The following is a 19,827-nucleotide window of genomic DNA, read 5'->3' as shown; positions in this document are numbered from 1 at the left end:
GGTCTGCTGTTGTGCAGGGCAAGGCGCGAGAAGCGTGGTTTGGTCATTCCAAATAAGCTTCGAGTAACGCAGCCCTGCACAACAGCAGGCCCGGCCCTTCGGGTTGTGCCTTAAAGCGGGCCAGGCTGCGTTGCAGGCCTTGGAAAGGAAACGACATTCCCAGCGGCCTGCGCCTTGCCTGGCCCGCTTTGAGGCGACAACGCGGCGGGGAAATTCAGTGAGAACGCCCCCTAGGCCGTTAACAATTGTAAAAGTACGCTTATTTCAGAACAGCGAGTGCCGCTTCGTAGTTCGGCTCTTGACCGATTTCGCTGACCAATTCGCTGTGCAGCACGTTGTCATTTTCGTCCAGAACCACGACAGCGCGGGCGGTCAGGCCTTTCAGTGGGCCATCGGCGATCGCCACACCGTAGTTCTCGATGAATTCGGCACCGCGCAGGGTCGACAGGTTCTGGACGTTTTCCAGGCCTTCGGCGCCGCAGAAACGGGCCTGGGCGAACGGCAGGTCAGCGGAGATGCAGAGCACCACGGTGTTGGCGACGTCATTGGCCTGGGCGTTGAACTTGCGAACCGAGGTCGCGCAGGTAGGGGTGTCGACGCTTGGGAAGATGTTCAGCACTTTGCGCTTGCCGGCGAAGTTCGCCAGCGTCACGTCGGACAGATTGCCGGCAACCAGGGAAAAGGCTGGCGCCTTGGAACCGGCTTGTGGCAGTTGGCCGTTGACTTGAACCGGGTTGCCTTTAAGAGTGACTTGAGCCATGAACGGAGTCCTTCTGAACGTTGGATTGGAGAATTTTGAAGAGGCCGAAGTTAACCACGAAACGGTCCGGTGACCTATGGGCGGATACAAATTGTGAAGTGTTGCCACACAATTCTGATACAACCCAAAACCTGTAGGAGCATGGCTTGCCAGCGAAGAACGATAACGCGGTCAGACAGTCACACCGCAGCGCTCCAGTTCGCGAGCAAGCTTCGCTCCTACAGAATCTGCGTTAGCTCAGTAATCGCAACATAGTGCGATGCCGCGCCTCGAAAATCCGCCGCATCAACCGTTCCAGGGGTGCACCGCCAATCGCCGAATACGTCACACGGTCGGTGTACAGCGTACCGCCCTCTGCCTCGGCCACCCGATGTTCATGACGAAAGGCAGCCATCAATCCCTTGAGCATTTCGTCGATGGATTGTCGATTTGGCGAATCACCAATCGACCATACGGTGAATCATTCAAATCCAGAGGACACACCACCATGCGATTCATGATCATTGTCAAAGCCAGCCCGGATTCCGAGGCGGGTGTCATGCCCAGCGAAGAACTGCTGACCGCGATGGGCAAGTACAACGAGGAACTGGTCAAGGCCGGGATCATGCTGGCCGGCGAAGGCTTGCACCCGAGTAGCAAGGGCGCCCGCGTGCGGTTTTCCGGAAACCAGCGCACGGTGATCGATGGTCCGTTTATCGAAACCAAGGAGCTGATCGCCGGCTACTGGTTGTGGCAGGTGAAGTCGAAAGAGGAAGCGATCGAATGGGTCAAGCGCTGCCCGAATCCGATGCCGGGCACTGAAGCCGAGATCGAGATTCGCCAGGTGTTCGAGGCGGAGGATTTTGGTGCCGAGTTCACGCCGGAACTGCGGGAGCAGGAGGAACGGTTGCGTGAGCAGGTGAAGAAGCGCTGAGCAGCCACGTACGCGCGCGATCACGTCCTTGGGTTGTTTGACGCCGATGGGCGTGATCGAACACGTGCCGCTACTCGGTATATTCCGGGTGAAAGTGCTGAGGGTTTCAGCGAGATTTCCAGGAATAATGAGTTTGGTATCAGGGAGTTTTCGCTACTACCACTGCTGCAAATCGCTGAGCGAAACTATCAACAACTTCACTAGCCACGTCAAAGTTAACCTCCCCGTCTTTGTCGCCACACTTAATCTCCCAATTCGCACTGGTCTCTACCAGTGGTTGGGGTTCACCCTCTTTAGGGTTCAAATCCTCAATAAGTTCGCCAGGATGAGTCGTCCACTTTACCTTTACCCCTGTGCCTTCCATTGGACTTCCATTCCGAGGAAAACAGGCAAGCTTGTGAGTCGTACCTCGGTAAAAAGTCATTACCCTATTTGGATCCTGATCCTGACCGTCAAGCCTGAAATGAACTTCATTTAGCATATTGGTTGATACTGCCACCCATAGGATTTCCCAGACCTCATTCACTTCCCGGCAAAATATGAGCATTTTGCCTTTGCCGCTCATACCCTGCTCTGGTGTGATATTCCATATGCACTTTCCTTCGACGAGTGGCTGCCAACCTTCTTGCGGCAGGACATCAGGGGTTTGACCACCCGTATTAACCAACGCCAGTCTTAGATCCTTCGCGAAGTCTGGATCGACTTCTACGGTCACGTCGGTTTTTCTCCCCCAAAAAAACGCAATGGGTTTATCCCATGGCCACTCTACCCCGGCAACGGTCAACTTCGCTCGTTCCCAAGGGCTAGCAGCGCGTACTAACGGGGCATCAGATCCATAGTGGGAGTTGATCACTGTTGAGTCCGGCTCGGTATTTAAACTCATAGTGCTGCCCCATAGTCGACATTGGAATTGGTAGCTGGACTATCAGGGACATCTGCAAAAACGTGCACTGTCATTAATGACAGTCGTTAAGATCGAATGGTAGTAAACATTTTGAGCTGACCCTCGTTTGCGAATAAAGCAAATGGCTATCTGACAGACGCCGACCCCTCGCCGCAGGTTTTGCGTGTTCATACGAATGGCGGGGTTTAGTCGTTTCTGCTGCACACAAAACCAACGAATTAATCCCTTCGACTGGATAACCCACCGTCAACTGCTAACGTCATCAGATGTGTCCTACATGCTTGATAGGAAAGAGATTACGCAGTAACGGCCGCCAAGTGCCGGGTAGACCGATGAGCCACCAAGGAACCGGGGAATCATGTCGATGAATCCAGGCGCGAGTGCCCTTGTGTTGGCGGCTTCGATAACGTCTGCCGTTTGTGCCCATGCCGACAACGCCGACATGGCCAACAAAAGTAACAACCCTTTGAATTTCGCGCAGGGGATGAACCTGCAGGACTCCTACACCCCGAAGTACTACGGCTCCAATGTCCATAGCAACGAAGTGTTGGTGCGCGGCACGCTGCCAATTGCGCCCAACAGTTTCATCGGTGTCCCGCAATTGCTGCGCGCCACCGCGCCGATCAGCACGCGCCCCGACCCGCACGGCGGGTACAGCACCGGTGAAGGTGATTTGAACGTGTTCGATATCTTCCTGCTCAAGACTGAAGGCGTGCAGTTGGGCGTCGGCCCGCAGATTACCGTGCCATACGCCGATAAGGACGAACTCGGCACCGGCAAATGGCAAGCGGGGTTGGCAGCCATTGCGATTGATTCATCACCCCGTGGCTTGCTCGGCGCGCTGGTGCAATATCAGACTTCCTTTGCCGGTGACAGCGACCGCCCGCATGTCGAATCGGCCACCCTGCAGCCGTTTGTTTTTCACAACCTGGATGGAGGTTGGTACCTGCGCTCTACCGCGACATGGACCTTCGACCTGAAAAACGACACCCATTACATCCCGCTTGGTCTGGGTGCCGGCAAAGTCTGGGAATCCGGGCCCAATATTCTCAATGCCTTCATCGAACCGCAGTGGACCGTCGAGCACAAGGGTGACGGCTTGCCGCAGTTCACGCTGTTCGTCGGCCTCAACGTCACCTTCGGTAAATGAGGACTTCCCCATGCACATTGCTCTTCGCGCAGCCGGTTACAGCCTGATGTCCATGTTCGTCAGTTGTGGGGTTGGCGCCCAGGAGGTCAGCGTCACCAAATCCAGCTTCACCGCTATGTGGGAAGAAGCTCGAGGTATTACCAGTGAGACCTGTTGCACCCAGGCGGTGGACCATGAGAGTGCGAAGTTCAGGACAGTCGCGAGGTGATGCGTGGGGATGGCGGAATCGGTTTTGCCGGTGGTTTGTTGGGGAGTGATTTGGCGACTGAACGACCGTCTTCGCGAGCAGGCTCGCTCCCATATCTGATCTCCAGTGAACACTAAAATATATGTTCGACACAGCTTATCTGTGGGAGCGAGCCTGCTCGCGAAGTGGCCCTCAGCCCCAACGCATCATTTGGATTTGAGCTTCAGATACGACTGATGTAAATCCGAAGCCCAACCATCGATCACGCCTTTCACGTCATCGGCCTTCATCACCTGAGCCTCGTTTTCCAGCGGTTTGCCGGTGCCTTTGCGCACTACCTGGGCCAGGACTTTATTGTTGCCGCCATCCAGAAACACGGCTTCGGTGGCCAGGTCGGTTTCCTGATCACGAATACCGCTGGCGGTACTCACCGCCGCCGCCACCAGCGCAATCGGAATCACTTCATAAGGTTTCAGGCCTTGAGTCTTGCTGCTGACGGCGGTGATCGCCGCGCGCACCACCATCACACCCGGCCCGGGACCGGCGGCCAGCGGCAGGGACTTACCTATTTCGCGTTTGAGCGCCTGATCGTAATAACTGGTGATCCCGTTCAGGGTGGCCTGAGGGATTTTCACGGTCGCCTGAGGCTTGGGATACAGCTGGGTCGGCTCGACGTACACGCTTTTATATTTGTTGATGTCGAGCGTCGGATCAATCCAGCGCATCACCACCGCACCCGAGGGAGATTTGGCTTCCTTGAGCTGGCTGTAATCCTTGAGAAACCCCGAATACTGGTCCGGCTCGACCTTGGTGCTGGTGCAGCCCACCACGCCGATCGAGGCAATGCACAGTGTGCTCATCATTAACGCAAGCTTCATGCTGTAACTCCTGTAAGGCGGTCGACAACAGTTTGGGAAACAGGTGTTACAGGTATAGCCAATGCCGTACTTTTTGTTCTGATAAATCTCAATATTCAATCATTACTGCACACGATGGCATCGACACGGTTTAAAAGATCGCAGCCTGCGGCAGCTCCTACAGAATTTGGGGTACACCTGTAGGAGCTGCCGCAGGCTGCGATCTTGACGCGCTCTATCGACGAGTGTTTCAACCTCTATTGAATCATCGGTGAATAAATTCTTTTGAAAACCCAGTTATACGCAGCGCCATTCTTATTGGTCCCACAATCCCAGCCGATCGACCAGGACATCAGGCCTTTGATTGCATTGCCATCGGCCGTCAGTCGGCCAAGAGCCCCTTGCACGAACGCTGGATTGGCGACATAGCCATTCGCCGCCGCATCGCCGTGGCTGGGCAAGCCGATAAGAAATTTATCTGCCGGGATCTTGATGAAGCCATAGGTGCCGGTTACCAGCGCGGTGGTCAGGTAGTAAAGGAACTCTTCCTTGCGTACCCCATCGTCCTGCGCGAGCCAGGACGGATTGAGCGCCGGAACAGAAAGCCCGTCACCTCTCTGGTTGTAATACTGCGGGGAAATCCAATCAAAATAGTTCGCCAAGGCGGTCAGATACGGGACGTACTTGCCCCCGGTTCTCAGATACGGGAACTCCGGCGCCATGGTGATAAGAAAGTGCTTGCCTTGATTCTTGTAGTGATCGCGGACCATCTTCAGCGCCGCGGGAATGACCGTGTTGTTGTCGGCATCGTCGATTGCAGTTTGTTCCAGATCGATGTCCAGTCCATCGAAACCATACACTTCAACCAACCGGATGATTTCATTCGCCAGTGCTTGCTCATCGCCTTTGTTCAGTGCGACGAGACCATTGGCACCACCCAATGAAATCAGCACCGCGCGACCTTGCTTGTTGAGCTCGCCGACCTGACGCCGAAACTCCACATCCGTCTGGTTGTATGGCTTGAACGTCGGGATGCCAGCGCCCTTCATGAACGCTACCGCTACCACGTTGTATTCGACGGGGATGTCCTTCAATTCCACCTCACCCGTCAATCCGCCTTGATACCCGGCACTCGGCCCCCAGTTATGCCAAAACCCCATGAAAACTTTTTTCCCGCTGAAATCAGGCATTTCCGACGCGTCGTCGGCAGGCGCCGTGGGGCCTGTATATGTGAAAGTTGCCATTGGTTCACCCTTGAGTTCAGAACATCCTGTATGAAAGCGCCCCTCCTGGTCGTCATGACCGGAACGGCAGACCTGCCTTGAACGCAACCACTGGAACGCACTACTGCCCAATACGTCAGCGCGTTTATTAAACCCCTGGATTCAATCCCCCGATACTGTCAACTCTGACAGGTACAGGGGCTCGCAACGGATCCGTATCAATTGCGCTGAGGAGCTTGAGATGATCGAGATTGTGCTGAATGGGTTTGGGCGTGGTGGGGCTTTGGCTGGCGGTCGAGTACTGCCTGAAGCAGCAGGCGGCGCAGAGTCTGGAGGATGCTAGCCTGATGCCGTTTCTCGGCGCACAGTGGTGAAAGCGGTCGCGCCGGAAGTGGCAAAGCCCGGATGGGGAAATCTCGAAATCTGATGCACCACAGATCCAAGGTGGGAGCGGGCTTGCTCGCGAAGGCGGTGTGACAGTCAACATTGATGCTGAATGTTATGGCCCCTTCGCGAGCAAGCCCGCTCCCACAGGGTTTTGTGTCAGCCTCAGAGAATCAGCTGCGATCTCGTGGAATCAGGCTCTGCAGTTGCTGCGCCAGAAAATTCGCGTCGAAGGCAAAGGTGTCCGGGTCCTTCAAGCCATTGGTCTTGCGCCATTGCCAGTTGCTCGACGGCGGCAGGCATACCAGCGAAATGCTGCCATAGCGCGCGGCGGTCAGGCCCATCACGGCCAGGGAGATCTGCCCGCCCGCGCCCATTACATCCGGTACGAACTCCACCGGTTTTCCGGCAATCACGATGCCGAGCTTCTCGGTCTTGAACGTCGACGTCTCGACCGGAACGCTCGGTCCCGAGGCGACATAGGTCTCACGGCTCACTTCCAGCAAGTTCGGTGCCTTGACCGGTTCCAGCCATTGCTGGATCTGATCGAACAGCTCGCCAATGCGCGCCGCCCACACGGCCGATTGCGACTCGAACAGTTGTTTTTTGTGCGCTTCGCTGTCTGCGTAGTGGCGAAGCATCTCACCCAGTTGCTGTACGTCGTCCATTGCGGTGTTCCTTTGGTTGAAGCGGTGCTGCGGACTTTGAGCATGGCAGATGCGCGCGGCGGGCGTACAAGTCAATTGCACCGGCGGTCACATCACGGGACACTCGCGGCTCAGGGGTATCCATCAACAGGAGCACGCCATGCGCACCATCGGCCTTATCGGCGGCATGAGCTGGGAGTCCAGCGCCGAGTATTACCGTCTCATCAACCAACAGGTACGCGACCGGCTCGGGCCGTTGCGTTCGGCGAAATTGCTGATGTACAGCGTCGACTTCGGGCCTGTCGAACAGGCTCAGCATGCCGGGCGCTGGGACGATGCGGCAGTGATTCTGGTGGAAGCGGCGCGGCGGCTTGAAGCGGGTGGCGCCGATTGCGTGGTGCTGTGCACCAACACCATGCACAAGGTGGCCGGGCAGATTCAGGCAGCGATCAGCATTCCGTTCCTGCACATCGCCGACCCGGCCGGTCAAGCGGCTGTCGAGGCAGATGCGCTGAAGGTCGGACTGCTTGGTACGGCGTTCACCATGGAACAGGACTTCCTCAAGGAGCGCCTGACGTCGATGGGACTGACCGTACTGGTGCCGGAGGCCGAGGAACGTCAGGCCGTACACCGGATCATTTATGACGAGTTGTGCGTCGGGGTCATCAGCGAGGAATCACGCCGGTTTTATCAGCAGGTCATCCAATCCCTGACCCAACGCGGCGCCCAGGCCATCATCCTTGGCTGCACTGAAATCGGCTTGCTGATCAAACCCGAGCACAGCGCCCTGCCCCTGCTCGACACCACCGAACTGCATGCGCAGGCGGCGGTGGCGTTCGCACTGGCTGAGTGACTCAACCGGCCTTGGGCGTGCGACGCAGACGCGCCATGCTCAAGGTATCCACCAGCCTTCCGTCACGCACGGCGTAGTCACGAAACAGGCCTTCGGTCTCAAAGCCGAACTTGCGGTACAAGCCGATGGCCGCTTCGTTGTCGGCGTACACCGAAAGCTCGACCCGTTGCAGGTTCATCCAGTTGTCAGCGATGTCCAGCGCGGTTGCCAGCAGCTTCGAACCAACGCCCTTGCCCTGCCATGCTTCAGAGACACCCATGCCGAAATTGGCGGCATGGCTGCGACGGATGCGCGAGAACTGCTCCAGGCCGATGTTGCCGATCACCGCCCCCTGATGCAGCGCCACCAGCTGTACATGTCGTTCGTTGCCCGGATCCAGGCGTTTGCGCCAGACTTCGATGGATTGAAACGGCATTTGCAGCACTTGGCGGGTAATCGCCGGCTCGTTGTAGAGCGCGGTGATGCCTTCGAGATGGGATTCGTTGAAGCGTTCGAGGGTGATGACAGCGTCAGTGACGGGCATGGGTGATTCATCCTTGAGACAGACATGGCCGCTCACTCTACAACGCATACTTCAAACATGGCGAGAACCAATGTGGGAGCGGGCTTGCTCGCGAAAGCGGTGTGTCAGTCAACATTGATAGCGACTGACACACCGCTTTCGCGAGCAAGCCCGCTCCCACATTTTCAGGTAGTGGTCAGCCTTCAAACCATTCCCGGCGCTCATTGAAGGTGTTCTGGATCAGCTCGACGATCATCTGCACCTGCGCCTCTTCCTGCGACTGCGCATTCACCGCCATCCAGACCTGACGCTGCATCGGTTGGCCAAACAGCCCCGGCAACGCAATGAGCCCACGGTCGAAGCGACTCATGTAGCCGGGCAGCAAACCGATGCAGGCGCTGCAACGAATCATCTCCAGCAGCAGCTCATAGGAATGCAGCTGCACCACTCCGGCCAGGCGCTGGTCCACCAGCGCATTCCACGGCACGAAGCTCTCGACCTGACCGTGAGACTGCCATTGCACCAACAGGAAGTCCGCGAGGTCATCTAGGCTGTCCGGGCGCGACGCTGTGCGTGAGTAACGCTTGGCGATGTGTGGCAGGTAGTCGAGTCGCGCCAGGCGCTGGGGTTCGCTGACGGCAAAACTCGGGCCCGGAAGCGGCGATTCGGTGCCCGCCAGCCACACCACCACATCGGCACTGACCGCTTGCAGCGCCAGTTCACTGTCGAGGGTGATGATGTCCAGGCGTACGCTGGCGTTACGGCGCAACAAGCCCACCAGGTCGCGACCGAGAATGTCGTGCAGGATCGACTCGGCAACCGCCAGGCGCACCAACGGTTGCTCGATCACGGGCAAATCGCGTTCATGGGCCAACGCAATCAACTGCGCCTGAAGCTGCAAGCCTTCACGGCTGAGGGTGATGCCATTGTCGCAATGGGTGAACAGCGAACACTGCAGTTGCGTTTCGAGCTGCGCCAACTGTTTGCGCAGCAAGGTCGCCTTGATGTTGAGGCTGCGGGCCGCCTGCATGAAACAGCCGCAACGGGCACTGACCGTGAACGCCTGAGCCAGTTGCGGATCAACCGCGGCGACCCGTGCACGGCAGGACAGCGTGGCGTCTACCGGCGAACGATACTCGGCAGGGCTTTGGCGTCCTGTGGTTTCCATGAATGACATCGATGACTCCCTGTCGATGTGTCCTTTGAAAAACCTCATCCTGCGCAACGTTAATGAACCTGCTGTGACAGCCGGGTCATGATTCGCTTTATGTAGGAGCCAGCGGTGCGGCAAGCCAGTTAAGCGAAAGCTGACTCTTGTAGGAGCGAGCTTGCTCCGGGCGGCGTTCCGACGATGGACGCCAACGATAACGCGTATTCTTTGAATGCACGCGTCGTCCTGAAGCCCATCGCGAGCAAGCTCGCTCCTACAAATTTTCTTAACTGACTGGCATTACGGTAAGTCTGGCGCCTACAAGTGTGATTTATCCATTGACCCTAGCCTCAAGCACTGGGCGCTTGTCGAAAACTCACCGCCAGGCGATTCCAGCTGTTGATGGTGGTGACCGCGATGGTCAGGTCGACCATCTCGCTTTCACTGAACTGCTCCCGGGCCTGCGCGTAGACGTCGTCGGGCACATGACTTTGCGAGAGCAAGGTGACCGCCTCGGTCCAGGCCAGCGCCGCGCGCTCCCGTGGGTTGAAGAAGCCGCTGTCGCGCCAGACCACGATCGAATACAGGCGCCGGTCGGTCTCGCCGAGGCGCCGCGCATCCACCGAATGCAGGTCGGTGCAGAAGGCGCAGCCATTGAGCTGCGAGGCACGGATCTTGATCAGGTGCAGCAGCGCCGGCTCGATGCTCAGGTTGCTGGTCAACGCCTCCATGGCAATCATCGCTTTCATCGCTTTGGGCGACGCGCTGTAGTAATCCAGACGGGAAGTCATGGCGGGCCTCGTGGATCGATTGAGGCGTTTACGGTAGGCGCTGATGCGCAGGCGTTACAGATCCAATTCCGCGAAATACCGGTGGACCACCCGGCAACAGGCCAATCCGCGGTTTTTCATCCACGCAACTACTGCGCAGCGGTGCTTGCGGGTAATCTTGCGCGACGCACACGCGCCTCAACCGCCCCAGGAGCCCCGCCGGTATGGAACTTCATGTTGTCATCAACGGCCGCAAGGACCTGGCAGGCCAGTTGTACAACCAACTGCGCAGCGCCATCGAATCCGGTCGTCTGGCAGCCGGGGCGCAACTGCCGCCCAGTCGTTTGCTGGCCGAACAGCTGGGCATCTCGCGCAAGACCATTTCCGACACCTACGCGCAGTTGACGTATGAAAACTTCCTGACCGGCGTGATCGGTAAAGGCACCTTCGTCAACGCCCGGACCGCAAAAGCACTGCCCAAGCAAACGCATTCGCAGTTGGCGAGCGCCGAAGTCATCGAGTCATGGCGCAACCTGCCGGTGTTTTTGCGCCATCCGACGCTGGAAGGCTCGCTGCGCTATGACTTCATCGGTGGCGCCACCAGCAAGGGTCAATTCCCCCAGGACGATTGGCGCCGCTGCACCTCTCACGCCTTGCGCCAGATGGCCGGTTCCAAAGGTTTCTACAGCCTGCCCGAAGGCCTTCCGGCGCTGCGCAACGCGATCGCCCGGCATATCGCATTTTCCCGTGGAGTGAACTGTCAGGACGAAGACGTGGTGGTGTGCAACGGCGCGCAACAGGCGCTGGACCTGATCTCCCGCGTGATGACCCGCCCCGGCAGCATCGTCGCCATGGAAGACCCCGGTTACCCGCCCGCGCGCCTGTTGTTCGGCAGCCACGGCGCCACGGTGATCGGCGTGCCGGTCGATGCCGAAGGCATCCAGGTCGACAAAATTCCCTTGGGCACCCGGCTGATTTATGTCACGCCGTCCCACCAGTTTCCGCTCGGCATGCCGATGAGCCAGGCCCGGCGGATAGCACTGCTGGATCGCGCCTACGAGTTGGGCGCGATTATCATCGAGGACGATTATGACAGCGAATTTCGCTACGAAGGCCGGCCCACCGACTCCCTGCAAAGCATGGATGAGCGCGGGATCGTCGCCTACGTCGGGACCTTCTCGAAAACCCTGCTGCCGGAATTGCGCCTCGGTTACGCGATTTTGCCGCCGGCCATTCTCGAGGCAGTGATCCGCGCCAAACAGCTCACCGATCTGCACACCTCCACCCTGCCCCAATGGGCACTGGCCAAGTTCATCGCCGCAGGCTGTCTGCTCAAGCATATCCGGCGCTGCCATACGATCTATGCCGGGCGTCGCGAGCGCATCCTGACGCGCATCGCGGGTGATCTGTCTCCCTGGTTCGAAGCGATCCCGAGCACGGCGGGATTTCACATGGCGCTTATGTGCAAAGTGCCTATCGATATGCCACTGGTGATCGAACTGGCAAAAAAGGTCGAAGTCGGGCTGTATTCCATCGACACCTTTTTCTATCAGCAAATGCCACAGGCCGGGCTTCTCATGGGGTTTGGCGCCATTGAAACCCTGGATATCGACACCGCCCTGGACCGATTGCGCGACATTTTGCAGCAGGTCGCCTGACAGATTGGTCTGGGTTTTTATCCGGTGATTGGCTATTGGCGGTCCCAGGGTGCGGGCCTATCCTGCATAAACGTTATCCCTCAATGAGCAGGATTCGTCCGGCCTGATTCAGGAGTGTGAGCAATGTCCAACGAAGTGATCAATACGGTAAAGGTGCAGGCCGCTGCCGGCCGCTCGGACGAACTGGGCAGGCAACTGCAAAAGATAGTCGAAACCCTGCGCGAACAACCGGGCTGCGAATCCTATATGGTCGACCGCTGCCCCGAGGACAGCAACCGCTGGAATGTCAGCGCCCGCTGGCAATCGGAAACGGCCATGCAATCGCATTTCAACAGCCCCCAAGTGCAGGGCTTTATCGACCTGATCGATTGCCAACTGGCCAATGCCGTCGACTTCAATAGTTTTCCGATTCGATAGACTACGGTTAAAGATCGCAGTCTTTTTGCCGTTCCCGCAGAGTATGGGTACCTCGGTAGGAGCTGCCGAAGGCTGCGATCTTTTGTTTGTTACGCGCTGGATTGGTCCCCTGACCTTCTCGAATATTGGCTGTTTGATTGTCGCCGGTGGCGCACTAGATTGGTTCCTGATCACTAACCCATTGCAGGTGATGAACCATGAAAGTTTTGCATTTACTGGCTGCCCCGCTTGCCGTCCTCGCCCTGAGCGTTTCTGCCTCGGCATTCGCCCACGACCCCTCGGAAAAAGTCACGATCCTGCAAGACGAAGTACTGAAGAACGTCCCGGGCAAAAAGGCGCTGATGATTGAAGTTGATTACAAGCCTGGTCAATCCTCCATCGCCCACAAACACGAAGGCACGGCAATGGCTTACGTGATTTCGGGGTCGATCGTTTCCCAGGTGAAAGGCGAGCAACCGAAAACCTACAAGGCTGGTGAGCATTGGTATGAACCGGCGGGCTCGGAACATCTGGTCTCGAAAAATGCCAGTGCGACAAAGCCTGCGAAGTTATTAGTGTTCATGGTCCTGTCCCCGGACGAAAAGGTGTTGATCCCCCTGGAAAACTGATGGCTGAACGTACAGCCATAAACATAAAGGCCCAAATCATGAATTCGGGCTCTTATATTTCCTGACGTTATTAACGGCAATGGTTTAAACCAAACAAAACTATCGGTCGCCTGACAAGTGCAGCAATTGGCTATTTCATTCAAACGACACAGGTTTAGTCTGAAGTCGGCAATTTTACTTAACGAGTCAAGTTGTTTCACTGGAGAAACACCATGAAACTTTTACTTGTCAGCACCTTTACGTTCGCCGCTGTTTTGACCGGATGTTCAATCCCCACCGCACCCACGGCTGTTTCTTCACTCGACGGCCTGTTCAGCGAACCGGTAGGCCGGAGCAGCGCCACCCGTGTCCCCAACGGTGAGCATGTGTCAGTCGGCATCGTCTACAGCCGCAACACGCAGACCAACCGCGCCTACCTCCAGGATTACCGGGCCAATGCCGGCACCGGTTTTGGCCAGAGCCTGCTGGTGCAACCGATTCATGACGCCTACGTCGCCACCTCTAATCCCGACCTGGCGGTGGACTGGGTCAAGGCGTCCCTGCAGCGTCAGTTCGGCTCGGTAACGGTCTACCCGGATATGCAAAGTCTCAGGGCGGCGAAACCCGACGTGGTGGCCATCGTTGATACGCGCAGTCAATTGATGACCTCGCGCAGTTCGGACATCGAGGCGAATGTCAGCGCTGATTTCTATGACGCGAACTTTAACTACATCGGTACGGCCCGAGGGCATGACGCCAAGGCACTCAGCCCGTTATGGGCACACTATAAACGCAGCGAAGAAATCGTGGCGGATATCAACCAACAACAGCAAGTGCAAATTCAGGCATTGCAAAATTTTGATCAGTCGCTGCACCAATTACTCAACAAACCGACGAGCAATATTTCGCAAATCGATCACGTCAAAGTCACCTATTAAGCAGCAGGCCTCTTCGCAATATTGTTTGCGAAGAGGCCTCGACGCTTACAGCAATATCAGGCAACTCTTTTCCATTACCAATTAACGCCCAGCCCATTACTCTGCCCCATTCGCAGGAAGCGAAAACAATCGGAACAATGGAGGCTTTATGAGTACTGGACAGGAAAGATCTTTCATCGCACGCATTCGGTGCAATGACGTACCAATGAGATTCTTCGATCAAATGTTACACAGTAGTTTTTTCGTATCGGAGCGATTCAACCGCGGCGCCCTTGCCGGTGACGGCCAACTGCTGACCACCCGACACTCTTACTCAAAAGTCACCAACAAAATGGTTCAGGTTCGCGGAGGACGGGATGTTTACACTCGGACGCTTTCGGACGAGATGATTGTGTATTTCAGGTGCTATGAGGACTACTACAACATTCAAATCCGCAGCAAAGCGTACCTTGGACAATATTTAAGCAAAAATGCCAGCGGGCGGATCGGAGCGTTTGCAGGTGTGGGCGGCAAAACGACTTCGTACAACTTGCTCAACGCCGATCAATCCATCATAACCCTCGATAACATCACCACAAACGAGGCCACCGTATATCTTAGAGCCCGGAATGCCGGCCTGATAAAAAGGCAGTTGGTTGAGGATCCGAAAATCTACAGCTACGGGGATCAATCCGGCGACCTGGTGAAGTTCAATCTGCAGATCCTGGAACGGAACGTTCCCTACCCGACCAGTTCCGAGCCTTATCCGCTGTATGTGGAAGCAAGGCCCCATCCGGATGACGATGATGATTGATCAACCTCCAGGTCGTTGACCAACCGTGTGCAACGTCATTGAAATAAAAAAAGCCCCGCCTCTTTCGAGACGGGGCTTTTTCATTCAGCGACTGATCAGGCAGCAGGCTCCAGTTCGGCGCTGGTCGTGACGGTGGCAGCAGGCACTACCGCCTGCCCGCTCAACGCCAGGTCCAGCAACTCACGGTTGGCCACCGCGTACATGGCGTAGTCCGTGCCGCTGGCGGCACGGATTTCCACCAGCATGGCGCGCCAGCGTTCGATCATGCCTTCGTGCTCTTTCATCCACAGCGCCAGGCGTGTTTCCACGTCCTGAGTGCCGTCGCCCTGTTGCAGGACGGAGATGGTGATCGCACGTTGCTGCCAGTCGACGTCATCGCGGAACGCTTCACGGGCCAGGGCTTGCCAGTTGTTTTCAACCGGCAAAGCACTGATCTGTTGCAAGTACCAGGTGATGTCCAGCGCGCTGCCCACGGCGAAGTACGCCTTGGCCACGTCCGCAGGGTTCTGGCCGGTCACGTCGGAGGCTTCGATGATCGGCAGCAGGGTGTACAGGTGCGAAGTGCCAGCCACCATGCGCGCCAGCAACTCCGGCACACCGGCTTCGACGTACGCCTGATAGCGGGCCTGCCAGTTCTCACGGATCTCGCCACTCAGCAGTTCGTCGAGCTTGAGACCCAACTCCTTCAGATGCGGACCGAAGTGCGCGACGTCACGGGCAGCGTTCTGCTCGTTGCGACGGGCACGCAGGAACCAGCGCGTAGCGCGACGGCCCAGACGCATCAGCTCGTCCATCAGCTCCAGTTGTACGTCGGCCGAAACCTGGTAATCCAGGGCTTCGATCTGACGGAACCAGTGCGGGAGATGGAAGATGTCACGCACGATCACGTAAGCACCGGCCACGTTCGCCGGGCTCATGCCGGTCGACTCTTTGAGTCGTTGAACGAAGGTGATGCCCATGTGGTTGACCAGATCGTTGGCGATCTGGGTGCTGACGATTTCGCGCTTCAGACGGTGACGGCGCATGGCGTCGGAGAACTTGCTCACCAGGCTCGGCGGGAAAGCGGTTTCCATGTCGCGCGTCAGGTAGTGGTCGTCCGGCACCAGGGAGTTGAGCAGCGCTTCCTTGAGGTCGATCTTGCTGTAGGAGATCAGCACCGACAGCTCGGCACGGGTCAGGCCATGGCCTTCCGCGAGGCGTTCGTTGATCGCTTCTTCAGCCGGCAGGAACTCGATGGCGCGATCCAGCTTGCCACGGCCTTCCAGATCGTTCATCAGACGCTTGTATTCGGCAATCCGCACGAAAGCACGGCGTGCCGCCAGGGACAGGGCCTGAGTCTGCTTGTAGTTGTTGCCCAGCACCAGGTTGCCGACTTCGTCGGTCATGCTCGCCAGCAACTGGTTACGTTGCTTGTCGGTCATGTCACCGGCCTGAACCACTTCGTTCAGCAGGATCTTGATGTTCACTTCGTGGTCGGAGCAGTCCACGCCACCGGCGTTGTCGATGAAGTCGGTGTTGGAACCGCCGCCATTCAGACCGAATTCGACACGACCCAATTGGGTCATACCGAGGTTACCGCCCTCGCCCACGACTTTGCAGCGCAGTTCGTTGCCGTTCACGCGCAGCGCATCGTTGGCCTTGTCGCCGACATCGGCGTGGCTTTCGCTGCTGGCCTTGACGTAGGTGCCGATACCACCATTCCACAACAGATCCACCGGCGCCTTGAGCAAGGCGTTCAGCAGTTCGGTCGGGGTCAGCTTGTCGGCCTGAATGTCGAAACGCTCTTTCATCTGCGGGGAAATCGCGATGCTTTTCGCGCTACGGGAGAAGATCCCGCCGCCTTCGGACATGATGCTGGTGTCGTAATCCGACCACGCCGAACGCGGCAGATCGAACAGGCGCTGACGCTCGGCGAAGCTGTTCGCAGGCTCAGGGTTCGGGTCGATGAAGATGTGCAGGTGGTTGAATGCGGCGACCAGTTGCAGCTTGTCGGACATCAACAAGCCGTTACCGAACACGTCACCGGCCATGTCGCCGACGCCGACTACCGTGATGCTGTCTTCCTGAACATTGATGCCGCGCTCGCGGAAGTGACGTTGTACGCCGACCCACGCGCCCTTGGCGGTAATGCCCATTTTCTTGTGGTCGTAACCCGCCGAACCACCGGACGCAAACGCGTCACCCAGCCAGAAGCCGTAGTCGATGGCGATGCCGTTGGCGATGTCGGAGAAGGTTGCAGTGCCCTTGTCCGCTGCCACGACCAGGTACGGGTCATCGTCGTCATGACGCACGACGTTGGCCGGCGGCACCAGCGCGCCGTCCTTCAGGTTGTCGGTGATGTCCAACAGGCCCGAAATGAAGATGCGGTAGCAGGCGATACCCTCGGCCGCGATCTCGTCACGGCTGCCGCCCAGTGGCAGGCGACGCGGCAGGAAGCCGCCCTTCGCGCCGACTGGCACGATGACCGAGTTCTTCACTTGCTGGGCTTTTACCAGGCCCAGGACTTCGGTACGGAAGTCTTCTTCACGGTCAGACCAGCGCAAACCACCGCGAGCAACGTTGCCAAAGCGCAGGTGCACGCCTTCGACGCGAGGCGAGTAAACGAAGATTTCGAACTTCGGAACCGGCTTCGGCAGCTCTGGAATCTGGTGCGGGTTGAACTTGAAGCTGAAGTAGGACTTGTTCTGACCGTTGGCGTCGGTCTGGTAGAAGTTGGTCCGCAGGGTGGCCTTGATCAGGTCCAGATAGCGACGCAGGATGCGGTCTTCGTTCAGCACCTGGACGTCGTCCAGTGCGGTGACGATCGCGTGTTCCAGACGTTGCTGCTTGTCTTCCAGATCGTCGCCGGTCAGCTTGCGCGCCAGGTAGAAACGGGTCTTGAACAACCGGGTCAACTCGCGAGCGATGTCGGTGTGGTTGTTCAGGGTGCTGGCGATGTAGCCCAGGTCGAAGCCCAGACGGATCTGCTTCATGTAACGGGCGTAGGCACGCAGCAAAGCCACGTCGCGCCACGGCAGGCCGGCGGTCAGTACCAGACGGTTGAACGCATCGTTCTCGGCATCGCCACGCACGATGTGGACGAAGGCGTCCTGCAAGGTGTCGTTGAGTTGCTGGATGTCGAGTTCCAGGCCTTCGGCGGCGGTGAACGCAAAGTCGTGAATCCAGAATTCGCGGCCATTGTTGTGCCGCAGGCGATACGGGAATTCACCCAGTACGCGAAGACCGAGGTTTTCCAGGATCGGCAACACATCGGACAGCGCCAGCGGGGTATCGGCGTGATAGAGCTTGCAGTGCAGCTCGCGCTTGCCGGACACCTGACCCAGTGGCTGATAGAAGCTCATCACCAGCGGATTGGCTTCTTTCAGGCTGAGCAAGTGCTGCATGTCGACCACAGCCGAATGCGCGGCAAAACGCTCGCGGTAACCGGCCGGGAAGCCTTTCGGGAAGTCGGCCAGCACGTTGGTGCCGTGGGCTTCGCCGAAGGTTTCGACGGTCAGGGCCGAGTAGTCGTCCTGCCAGCTGCGGCAGGCCTGGATCACTTCGTTTTCCAGCTGCTGCGGGTCGATGTCGAGACGGTTCTTCGGATCGACGCGCAGGATCAGTTGCACGCGGGCCAGAACGGATTCGGAGAAGAACGTCCAGAACTCGCAGTCCGAGGCTTTCAGGCGATCCATCAGCACTTGCTGGATCTTCTGGCGCACTTCGGTGGAGTAGATGTCACGCGGCACGTAAGCCAGGCAGTAGCAGAAACGACCGTACGGGTCTTTGCGCAGGAACACGCGGATCTTGTTGCGTTCCTGGATCTGCACGATCGACATCACGGTGCTGAACAGCTCGTCGACCGGGGTCTGGAACAGGTCATCACGCGGCAGCACTTCGACCACCTGCGCCAGTTCCTTGCCCAGGTGAGCCTTGGCCTGGAAGCCGGAACGGCGTTCGATCTCTTCGACCTTGCGGCGGATGTACGGAATGACTCGCACGCTCTCGCCATACACCGACGAGGTGTACAGGCCCATGAAGCGGCATTCCTTGATGACGTTGCCGTCGGCGTCGATCTCGCGGATCGACACGTAATCCGGGTAAGCCGGACGGTGCACGCGGCTCGGGTGCGCAGCCTTGGCGAACGACAACAGGGTCGGTTCGCGCAGGTAGTTCACGGCGTAATCTTCGATGCGTCGATCGTCGTGGGTCAGACCCGTACGCAACAGTTTGGTCAGGCCGAGGAACGAATCCTGGTCGTAGACGATGTGGCCGCCGTCGGCTTCATCGCGCACCACGAATTCTTCATAGCCAAGGAACGTGAAGTGGTTGCCCACCAGCCATTCCAGGAAACTTTTGATTTCAGCTTTTTCTTGCGGATCGACGGCAAACTGGCTGTTGTCCAGGCCGGTCAGGATTTCCTGGACCTTGGCTTTCATCGGTTCGAAATCGGCGACCGCGACGCGGACTTCACCGAGAACCTGCTCCAGCTCTTTGCTCAGGACATTCAGTTCGGCCGTGTTCGCGCAACGGTCGATTTCCAGGTACATCAGGGATTCTTGCAGGATCCCTTCGCCCTGGGTGCCTTTCGGCAGGATTTCCAGCAGTTCGCCCTTGCTGCCGCGACGCACGCTCAGCACCGTGGTTTGCAAGGTATGAATGCTGTAGCCGCGACGGTTCAGCTCGGTACGCACCGAGTCCACCAGGAATGGCAGGTCGTGATGCAGCACTTCGACCGCGGTGTGGGTCGACTGCCAGCCGTGGCGTTCGTAATCAGGGTTGTAGACGCGAACCTGCGGTTGCGCGTGATCGAAGCGCTCAAGCAGGCGCCACGCAGAAAGGGTACAGCCAGCGAGGTCGGACAGCCGACGCTGGGTCAGCTCGTCAAGGGAAATGATGCCGAAGAATTGTTCAGCGAACAGCGCCACTTGTGGCAGTGCCTGTTCACTGATGTGCTGCGCCAGTGCCGCTTGCAGTTGGTGCTGGAAGTCGGCTTTGCTGGCTGCGGTGAAGAACGCCATCTGTGGTACTCCGCTTGGGCTTGTTATTGATGGAAGCGTCGCGTGCAAACCCCTTTCGGGGCGATCCGTCACCCTGCGCCTGATTCTCTGGCAGAGGAAACAGGGTGACAGGTGGGTGAAGCTGGACGAGACAC

Annotated in this window: 17 protein-coding genes and 2 pseudogenes; 9 read left to right on the top strand and 10 right to left on the bottom strand. The window is 57.8% G+C overall.

What is annotated here, in order from left to right; translation table 11 throughout:
• Positions 1-259 precede the first annotated feature (259 nt).
• Both tpx and ACA073_RS12810 read right to left on the bottom strand, forming a co-directional pair.
• Positions 260-760 (bottom strand): thiol peroxidase, encoded by a 501-nt coding sequence (gene tpx / locus ACA073_RS12815; RefSeq protein WP_034146655.1) that lies wholly within the window; start codon positions 758-760, stop codon positions 260-262.
• Positions 761-992: 232 nt separating this feature from the next.
• Positions 993-1,178, bottom strand: a pseudogene (locus ACA073_RS12810) (polyketide cyclase); the annotation flags it as partial.
• A 69-nt stretch (positions 1,179-1,247) separates the two neighbouring features.
• Here ACA073_RS12810 and ACA073_RS12805 point away from each other — a divergent pair.
• Entirely contained in the window at positions 1,248-1,673 is a 426-nt protein-coding gene (locus ACA073_RS12805; protein ID WP_497403875.1) for a YciI family protein, read from the top strand.
• 139 nt (positions 1,674-1,812) lie between these two features.
• On the opposite strand, the gene ACA073_RS12800 is transcribed toward ACA073_RS12805, so the two are convergent.
• On the bottom strand, positions 1,813-2,556 hold the full coding sequence (locus ACA073_RS12800) for a hypothetical protein (RefSeq protein ID WP_497403874.1): 744 nt from the start codon (positions 2,554-2,556) through the stop codon (positions 1,813-1,815).
• 379 nt (positions 2,557-2,935) lie between these two features.
• On the opposite strand from ACA073_RS12800, the gene ACA073_RS12795 reads away from it, so the two are divergent.
• Complete coding sequence (locus ACA073_RS12795) at positions 2,936-3,727, top strand: hypothetical protein (protein ID WP_497403873.1); 792 nt, start codon at positions 2,936-2,938, stop codon at positions 3,725-3,727.
• A gap of 393 nt (positions 3,728-4,120) precedes the next feature.
• On the opposite strand, the gene ACA073_RS12790 is transcribed toward ACA073_RS12795, so the two are convergent.
• Positions 4,121-4,792: a DUF3313 domain-containing protein gene (locus ACA073_RS12790; protein ID WP_497403872.1), complete on the bottom strand. Its 672-nt coding sequence runs from the start codon at positions 4,790-4,792 to the stop codon at positions 4,121-4,123.
• Between the two features lie 236 nt (positions 4,793-5,028).
• The gene (locus ACA073_RS12785; protein WP_497403871.1) at positions 5,029-6,015 is read right to left on the bottom strand and encodes a glycosyl hydrolase family 18 protein; all 987 of its coding nucleotides are present in this window, start codon (positions 6,013-6,015) and stop codon (positions 5,029-5,031) included.
• 220 nt (positions 6,016-6,235) lie between these two features.
• Here ACA073_RS12785 and ACA073_RS12780 point away from each other — a divergent pair.
• Positions 6,236-6,421: pseudogene (locus ACA073_RS12780) on the top strand (cbb3-type cytochrome c oxidase subunit 3).
• Between the two features lie 130 nt (positions 6,422-6,551).
• Here ACA073_RS12780 and ACA073_RS12775 read toward each other — a convergent pair.
• Entirely contained in the window at positions 6,552-7,046 is a 495-nt protein-coding gene (locus tag ACA073_RS12775) for a hypothetical protein (protein WP_497403870.1), read from the bottom strand.
• A gap of 139 nt (positions 7,047-7,185) precedes the next feature.
• Between ACA073_RS12775 and ACA073_RS12770 the strand changes: the two genes are divergently transcribed.
• On the top strand, positions 7,186-7,878 hold the full coding sequence (locus ACA073_RS12770) for an aspartate/glutamate racemase family protein (protein WP_497403868.1): 693 nt from the start codon (positions 7,186-7,188) through the stop codon (positions 7,876-7,878).
• Between the two features lies 1 nt (position 7,879).
• On the opposite strand, the gene ACA073_RS12765 is transcribed toward ACA073_RS12770, so the two are convergent.
• The 3 genes from ACA073_RS12765 to ACA073_RS12755 form a co-directional block, all read right to left on the bottom strand.
• Positions 7,880-8,401, bottom strand: coding sequence for a GNAT family N-acetyltransferase (locus ACA073_RS12765; RefSeq protein ID WP_497403867.1), 522 nt, complete (start codon positions 8,399-8,401; stop codon positions 7,880-7,882).
• A gap of 175 nt (positions 8,402-8,576) precedes the next feature.
• Positions 8,577-9,557: a LysR family transcriptional regulator gene (locus tag ACA073_RS12760; protein WP_497403866.1), complete on the bottom strand. Its 981-nt coding sequence runs from the start codon at positions 9,555-9,557 to the stop codon at positions 8,577-8,579.
• 323 nt (positions 9,558-9,880) lie between these two features.
• Entirely contained in the window at positions 9,881-10,321 is a 441-nt protein-coding gene (locus ACA073_RS12755; protein ID WP_497403865.1) for a carboxymuconolactone decarboxylase family protein, read from the bottom strand.
• 203 nt (positions 10,322-10,524) lie between these two features.
• Here ACA073_RS12755 and pdxR point away from each other — a divergent pair, with 203 nt between their 5' ends.
• The 5 genes from pdxR (at position 10,525) to ACA073_RS12730 (ending at position 14,693) form a co-directional block, all read left to right on the top strand.
• A complete protein-coding gene (gene pdxR, locus ACA073_RS12750) occupies positions 10,525-11,958 on the top strand; it encodes a MocR-like pyridoxine biosynthesis transcription factor PdxR (RefSeq protein WP_497403863.1) in 1,434 nt (477 codons plus the stop codon).
• A 123-nt stretch (positions 11,959-12,081) separates the two neighbouring features.
• Positions 12,082-12,375: a putative quinol monooxygenase gene (locus ACA073_RS12745; RefSeq protein WP_497403862.1), complete on the top strand. Its 294-nt coding sequence runs from the start codon at positions 12,082-12,084 to the stop codon at positions 12,373-12,375.
• Positions 12,376-12,572: 197 nt separating this feature from the next.
• Positions 12,573-12,983: a cupin domain-containing protein gene (locus tag ACA073_RS12740; RefSeq protein ID WP_497403861.1), complete on the top strand. Its 411-nt coding sequence runs from the start codon at positions 12,573-12,575 to the stop codon at positions 12,981-12,983.
• A gap of 212 nt (positions 12,984-13,195) precedes the next feature.
• Positions 13,196-13,900, top strand: a complete 705-nt coding sequence (locus ACA073_RS12735) for an ATPase (protein WP_497403860.1) — start codon at positions 13,196-13,198, stop codon at positions 13,898-13,900.
• A 148-nt stretch (positions 13,901-14,048) separates the two neighbouring features.
• The gene (locus ACA073_RS12730; RefSeq protein ID WP_497403859.1) at positions 14,049-14,693 is read left to right on the top strand and encodes a hypothetical protein; all 645 of its coding nucleotides are present in this window, start codon (positions 14,049-14,051) and stop codon (positions 14,691-14,693) included.
• 95 nt (positions 14,694-14,788) lie between these two features.
• Here the strand turns inward: ACA073_RS12730 and ACA073_RS12725 are convergent, their stop codons facing one another.
• Entirely contained in the window at positions 14,789-19,693 is a 4,905-nt protein-coding gene (locus tag ACA073_RS12725; RefSeq protein ID WP_497403857.1) for an NAD-glutamate dehydrogenase, read from the bottom strand.
• Positions 19,694-19,827: the final 134 nt, after the last annotated feature.

This window comes from Pseudomonas sp. LBUM1670 (genome assembly GCF_059695695.1).
Note: the sequence above shows the minus strand (reverse complement) of the source record. Positions and strands in the feature narration are given on the sequence as shown.